Here is a 7273-nt window from a genome sequence, read left to right on the forward strand (position 1 = left end):
CCCGATCGCCCCCGCCCGATCGCGATCCATGCCGAAAGCCCGATTGCCCCATTGGCCCCAAACAATCCAGAGCGCCAAGGCGAATTAGACGCTATGGAATTCGTTACAATGCGGTTGGCTTCCTTTCCCCGTTTGCCCTACCGTTCCGCTCCTATGACCGACGTTCCCGTTTCGCGCATCCGTAACTTCTCGATCGTGGCGCACATTGACCACGGTAAATCGACCCTGGCCGATCGCCTGCTGCAAGATACGGGCACAGTGGCCGCGCGCGACATGAAAGAACAGTTCCTCGACAACATGGAACTGGAACGGGAACGGGGAATCACCATTAAATTGCAAGCGGCGCGGATGGACTACCGGGCCAAAGACGGCAACGACTACGTGATCAACCTGATTGATACGCCCGGTCACGTGGACTTTTCCTACGAAGTGTCCCGCAGCTTGGCCGCTTGCGAAGGGGCCCTGCTGGTGGTGGATGCGTCCCAAGGGGTGGAAGCCCAAACCCTGGCTAACGTTTACTTGGCCTTGGAAAATAATTTGGAAATTGTGCCGGTCTTGAACAAGATCGACCTGCCCGGCGCAGAACCCGATCGGGTGGCTGGCGAAATTGAAGACACGATCGGCCTGGATTGCAGCGAGGCCATTCACGCCTCGGCCAAGGAAGGGATCGGGATCCGCGAGATTTTGGAAGCGATCGTCCAAAAAGTGCCCCCGCCAGCGGACACCGTAGACAAACCCCTGCGGGCCCTGATTTTTGATAGCTATTACGACAGCTATCGGGGGGTGATTGTTTATTTCCGCGTCATGGATGGCCGAGTGAAAAAGGGCGACAAAGTGCGCCTGATGGCCTCCGGTAAGGAATACGAAATTGATGAATTGGGCGTGTTGGCCCCGAATCAATGCCCGATCGATGAGCTACACGCGGGAGAAGTGGGCTACTTAGCCGCTTCGATTAAGGCCGTGGGCGATGCGCGGGTGGGCGACACCATCACCCTGGTCAGCAAACCGGCGACGGAACCTTGGCCCGGTTACACCGAAGCCAAACCGATGGTGTTTTGTGGGCTGTTTCCGACGGATTCCGATCAGTTTGGCGAGCTGCGGGAAGCGCTCGATCGCCTGCGTTTGAACGATGCGGCCCTCAGCTACGAGCCAGAAACCTCCAGCGCCATGGGGTTTGGCTTCCGTTGCGGCTTCCTGGGGCTGCTGCATATGGAAATTGTGCAAGAGCGGCTGGAGCGGGAATATAACCTGGATCTGATCGCCACCGCGCCTTCGGTGGTTTACCGCGTCACCAAAATTGATGGTGAGGTGGTGATGATTGACAATCCCAGCGAGCTGCCGGAGCCGCAATATCGCGAAACAATCGAAGAACCCTACGTGAAGGTGGAAATGATCACGCCCGAAAGCTTTGTCGGGACGTTGATGGAGCTATCGCAAACGCGGCGCGGGGTGTTTGTGGATATGCGCTACCTGACCCAGGGCCGGACAACCTTGATCTACGAAATTCCGCTGGCGGAGGTGGTAACGGACTTTTTTGATCAAATGAAGTCGCGATCACGCGGTTATGCCAGCATGGAATATTCTCTGATTGGCTACCGGGAAAATCCGCTGGTGCGGCTGGATGTGCTGATTAATGGCGATCGGGTGGATTCCCTCTCCGCGATCGTCCACCGGGATAAGGCCTACTACGTGGGCCGGGCCCTGGTGGAAAAGCTGAAGGAGTTGATCCCGCGCCATCAGTTCAAAGTGCCAATCCAGGCCACGATCGGCTCGCGAGTCGTGGCCAGTGAAGCGATCCCCGCCCTGCGCAAGGATGTGTTGGCCAAGTGCTATGGCGGTGATATTTCCCGGAAGAAGAAATTGCTGAAGAAGCAAGCGGAAGGGAAAAAGCGGATGAAGGCGATCGGCACAGTGGATGTGCCCCAGTCTGCGTTCATGGCCGTGTTAAAAATCGATCGGGAATAGGGCGATCGACCTGGGGCCCATGGGAGCCAACCCCTTGCAAGATGGTTCAAAGCTTGAGAATTTAGGGTGCATTCCGGCGTAACTTTCGGATCAGTGGGGGTTAAGGGCTGTTTTCAGGGACTTTTGCAGGGCGATCGGGACTCACCATCCCCATGCACCCGGTGAACCTCCCACAGTCGCATCCGGAGTTCGTTCCGCAAAGGGCGTAAGGAACATTGAGTCCTTACTGGGTCACGGAACAAAGCCGATCGAGGCCGAGTGGGAAGGAAGCCAGTCAGCGGCGCTCCGAACTACAATAGGTCATCAAAATTCGCCAAGAGCCTGATCGGTGGTCTGAGTCCTACTCCATCCGGCATCAGTCCCTGGGTAACCTGTTCTGAAAACTCGCAGTCGCCAATGCCCTAAACCCTTACCATTCGTTGGCTGAAGCGATCGACCAGTTGTTCGTTGCCCTTTGGCATTTCAACTCCCCATCATCCCGCGCTAGGGCGCTATGGCCGGCTCTTTGCTCCCACAATGGATGCTTCTTCACTCCCAACGGCAACTTGGCCCGCAGTTTCTCCAGCACCACAGCCTGGGTTGCAACCCGATCGGGGCTGGGGGGCAAGCCCCATGATGACCAAGCCCACAGTCCTGGTCATTGACGACGAAGCCGATATTCTCGATTTGCTCTACCGAACGCTGCATCGAGAGTTCCAGGTTTTGCGGGCCAACAATGGCCCAGAAGCCTTGGACATTTTGGCCAAAGACCCCAACGTGGCCGTCATCATCTCGGATCAGCGAATGCCGCTGATGAGTGGGACGGAATTTTTGAGTTTGACGGCCGAGCAATATCCGGACGTGATGCGGATTATTGTCACCGGCTACACGGATGTGGATGACCTGGTGGAGGCCATCAACTCCGGCAAGGTGTTTAAGTACGTCACGAAGCCTTGGGATGACGAGGATCTGAAGGCCTCGGTGCGCAAGGCGGTGGAAACTCACAATGTGTTGCGATCGCGCACTTGGGAGTTGCGCCAAGCCCTGCGGCGAGAGTCATTGCTCAACGAGGTTTCCACCACGGTGCGCAGTGTCATGGACTCGCGCACGATGCTGCAAACGATCGTGGAGGCGGTGGGCCAGGCCTTGCAGTCAAACTGCTGTTTGTTGCGGCCCGTGGAAGATGGCCACCTGACCAATGAGCAGTTTGTCCATTGGTCGAGCGATCCCACGGCGGTGACTCAGCAGTCGATCGAAACGATTTTTGAAAGTTTGCGGGAAACGGTTTGGCTAGTGGAGTCGGCCACGTCGGTGGATGATGCGGCCACGGATCAGCGGCTGCAAACCTCGGAACCGGTTTGGCAAGGGCGACAATCGGCCTTTGAGCGGTTGGGCATTCGATCGAGTGCGATCGTGCCGATGGTCTATCGCGGGGAAGCCATGGCCGTGATGGCACTCCATCGCTGCGAAACGGTGCAGCCCTGGAGCGAGGAAGATCTGCAGTTGGCCGTGGCGGTGGCCGATCAGGCGGCTTTGGCCCTGGCCCAAGCGCGGGCCTACGATCGGGTGCGGGCCCTGGCCGATCAAGAAGCCCTGGTGAACGCGATCGCCACGGCCATTCGATCGAGCCTGGAACCCAAAACCATCTTTGCCACGATCACCCAGCAGTTACGCCAGGCCCTGAAGTCCGACGGTTGCGCCCTCTCCCTTTGGACCAAGGACGATGAGTATGTGCAATGTGTGGGGTTTGATGAGGTTCCGCCCTTGGGCGGCAATCATCACGATTGGTCTTGGAGTCCCCAGCAGGTGGATCCGGTGGCGGCGGCCCGGCAACATGAACCCCTGCCCCGCTCGATCGCCCCGATCGTCAGCAACCCCGTTTTGCAACAACTGATCGACACCCAACAGCCGATCGCCCTCGATGACCTACACGAAAGCAGCCTCTCCGCCAGCTTGCCCCTGAAGCAGCAGGCCCGGGCCCTGTTGGTGGTTCCCCTGCTTTCGGAGGGAAAAATCATCGGCAGCATTTCCCTGCGCCAGGCCAATCCCCGCCCCTGGAAACGCACGGAAATCAAGCTGGTGCAAGCGGTGGCCGTCCAAGCGGCGATCGCGGTGCAACAGTCGCGCCTCTACCAAACCACTCGCCAACAGGCGGAACAACTGCTGGCGCTCGATCGGCAAAAGACCGAATTTTTCCAAAACATCTCCCACGAGTTCCGTACGCCCCTGACCCTGATGATTGGGCCCCTGGAAGCGGCGGTGAATCAAAAACAAGGCTTGCCCTACGAGCAGGCCGACGTGGCCCTACGGAACTCGCGGCGGCTGTTGCGGTTGGTGAATCAACTGCTGGACTTGCAGCGGGTGGATGCGGGCCGAATGCAGCCCACCTTCCGCCCCTGCGATTTGGCGGAGTTTGCCCGCTATATTTTGGAATCCTTCCGCCCCTACTGCGATCGCAAGGAGATCGCCCTGGTGGCCAACCTCACCCCCTGCCCCGATACCTATCTAGACAGCGAGCGCTTCGATAAGGTGCTCTATAACCTGCTCTCCAATGCCATGAAGTTCACGCCGCGCGGCGGAACAATCACGGTCACGGTGGAAGCCACGGGGCAGCATTATCTGTTGCAAGTGAGCGATACGGGGATCGGGATTCGGGCCGACCAAATTCCCCACCTCTTTGAACGGTTCCGCCAGGCCGAAGGTTCCGTGAGTCGGGGTTACGAGGGCACGGGTCTGGGCCTGGCCCTGGTGAAGGAGTTGGTGGAACTCCATGGCGGGCGGGTGACGGTGGAGTCGGACTATGGCCAGGGGGCAACTTTCTCCGTTTGGTTAGACCGGGGTTCCACCCACCTGCCGCCCGATCGAACGATCGAGCAACCGGTGGCGATCGAAGGCAGCCGCGCCGCGATCGAGCTGGCAGACCTGGCCGCCGAATTGCTGGAGCATGATGCCGCCACCCGCGCCAACGATCCATTGCCGGATCCGGAACCGCAGGACTTGGGCGATCGACCATTGGTGCTGGTGGTGGACGACAACCCCGACCTGCGGAGCTATGTCAGCAGCATTTTGCGCCGGAATCAATACGGGGTGATTGTGGCCCGCAACGGGGCCGAAGGCATCGCCGCCGCCGAGCAATACCAACCCCATCTGATCTTGACCGATCTGATGATGCCGGGGGTTTCCGGGTTAGACCTGATTCGGCAGGTGCGCCAAGACAAAGCCCTCCAGGGCACGCCAATTATCTTGCTGACGGCCAAGGCCGATGCCGACACCCGGGTTGAAGGGGTAGAAATTGGCGCAGATGCCTATCTGGCCAAGCCCTTTGACGATCGGGAATTGCTGGCGGAAGTCCATAACCTGATCGCCCTCAAGGCCAATGAACGCAAGGTTTCGGAACTGAATGCCTACTTGACTGAATCGGTGTTGCGGCGCTTTTTGCCGGGATCCTTGGTCAACAAGGCGGCCGCGGGCGAGTTGATGTTGGACTTGCAACCGGAGCCTCGGCTCATTACGGTGTTGTTCAGCGATATTGTGGGCTTCACGCAGCTCTCGAACACGGTGCGATCGCGCAAGGTGGCCGAGCTGCTGAATGAATACCTGTCGGAAATGACCCACATTGCCTTTGCCAACGGCGGCACGATCGATAAGTTCATGGGCGATGCGATTTTGGTGCTGTTCGGTGCGCCCGAGGAAGCCACCCCCAACGAGCAGGTGCAGCGGGCCGTGCGCACCGCGCGTCAAATGTCCGAACGACTGCACCAACTGAATCAGGTTTGGGGCGAGCAGGCCATTCCCCCCGTCCGGTTCCGCTGCGGCATTCATCAGGGCACGGCGGTGGTGGGCATGTTTGGCAGTGCGGAGCGATCGGACTACACGGCCATTGGCCCCTGCGTGAACATCGCTTCTCGGATTCAGCAAGCGGCCCGACCGGGCACGGTTTTGGTGTCGGCGGCCGTGGCGGACTATTTGGATGAAAACGACATCGAAAAAGTGGGGCCCTTGGAACTGAAGGGCGTTGATGAAACGGTGTTGACCTTCTCGGTCAATCTCAACCTAGAAGACTAGGGCTGGCCCATGCTCAATCTTCAGTCGGGCCGACCCACGGCCGTGAAAGCAGCCCATTGGAACGGGTTGGGGTAGCGATCGCGGGTTTGGATCATGGCTTGGCGCAGGGCCGCCACGGGCGAACTACCCTGCTGAAGCGCTGCATAAAAATGGCCCATCAGGATTGCGGTGGGTTCGTCGGGAATTTTCCAAAGGGTCACCACCACCCGATCGGCCCCCGCCGCCAAAAAAGAACGAGACAACCCCAACACCCCATCGCCAGTAATTCGGCCGCGCCCCGTATCACAGGCACTGAGCACCACCAGTTCCGCCGCCAACCGCAATTCCATAATTTCACCGGCACTGAGAAGGCCGTCATCACCGGCAGCCGGTGCAAGGGCAATCGCCCCGGGCATTCCCGAATTACCCAAGTCATCTAACAAACCATGGGTGGCCAGATGAATTCGGCGCGCTTGGGTAATCCGATCCAAAATTTCGCCTTTGGTGGCCTGGGCCCCCAACAGCGGCTTGACCTGAAGCAGTTGGGCCACTTGGCGCGCTTCCGATTCGGCCCCGGGTAAATTGCTCAGGGGACTGGGGGCCGCTCCCCAAACGGGAGGCACGGCCGGCATCACCGGATTGCCCACCACCAGGGCCGCGCGATCGACCCCCACCACCACATCGGATGCTAAGGGGCGATCGGGCGGGGTTTCGGCAAATTGCAACCGCAACACATCGATCGCAGGGGTGAGAAACAAACTGTGGCGATCGAGCAGCATCTGACGATCCTCAGCTTGCAAAGCGGCAAAGGGCACTAAAAACAGCAGCCCTTGGGGCACGATCGCCACCGGTTCCTGGGGATCTGTGGGCAACAAGTCCGCGATCGGAGCGATCAGTTGCCGATGCAGCCCGTTCAGTTGACGGCGTAACTCTGCCGCCAGCAGTTGTCCTTGGGGCAGGGTTCGCCGCAGCTCTTGAATTTGGGTAGCCAGGGTGGCTTCGGCCGAGGCTCCCGCCATCGCTACCGTGCGGAGGGTCACGTTTCCCTGGGGATTCACCACCCAAATGTGGAGCGATCGCTGGCCGATCGTGTATTCCACCAAGGTCAAGCGGCGATCGCGCGCTAACTGCTGAATTTGGCTGAGGGTGGGGGGTGGGCTGGCCGCGGGGCGGGGCTGGTTGGACAAATGGCCCGAACGGGCGGCCAACAGTTCCACAAAGGCCCGGGGCCGGGCCCGTTCCGGCACCGCCAAGGCTTGCCCCGCCGGACCTTGGACAATCAAAG

Annotated in this window: 3 protein-coding genes; 2 read left to right on the plus strand and 1 reads right to left on the minus strand. The window is 59.5% G+C overall.

What is annotated here, in order from left to right:
* Nucleotides 1–153: 153 nt before the first annotated feature.
* Together lepA and AMR42_RS03685 are read left to right on the plus strand one after the other, a co-directional pair.
* Nucleotides 154–1965: a translation elongation factor 4 gene (gene lepA / locus AMR42_RS03675; protein ID WP_099532124.1), complete on the plus strand. Its 1812-nt coding sequence runs from the start codon at nt 154–156 to the stop codon at nt 1963–1965.
* 612 nt (nt 1966–2577) lie between these two features.
* Nucleotides 2578–6009 carry a response regulator gene (locus AMR42_RS03685; RefSeq protein WP_099532122.1) on the plus strand — a complete coding sequence of 1144 codons (3432 nt, stop codon included), beginning with the start codon at nt 2578–2580 and terminating at the stop codon, nt 6007–6009.
* A gap of 20 nt (nt 6010–6029) precedes the next feature.
* Here the strand turns inward: AMR42_RS03685 and AMR42_RS03690 are convergent.
* Nucleotides 6030–7273: CHAT domain-containing protein (locus AMR42_RS03690; RefSeq protein ID WP_143472917.1), on the minus strand; the 1244-nt coding region annotated here is incomplete at its 5' end.

It is taken from the genome of Limnothrix sp. PR1529 (assembly GCF_002742025.1).
Taxonomy (GTDB): Bacteria; Cyanobacteriota; Cyanobacteriia; order CACIAM-69d; family CACIAM-69d; genus CACIAM-69d.

Bases quoted from the DNA above. Each gene is read 5' to 3' on its own strand.
- lepA (WP_099532124.1), top strand. From the start codon at position 154: ATGACCGACGTTCCCGTTTCGCGCATCCGTAACTTCTCGATCGTGGCG.
- AMR42_RS03685 (WP_099532122.1), top strand. From the start codon at position 2,578: ATGATGACCAAGCCCACAGTCCTGGTCATTGACGACGAAGCCGATATT.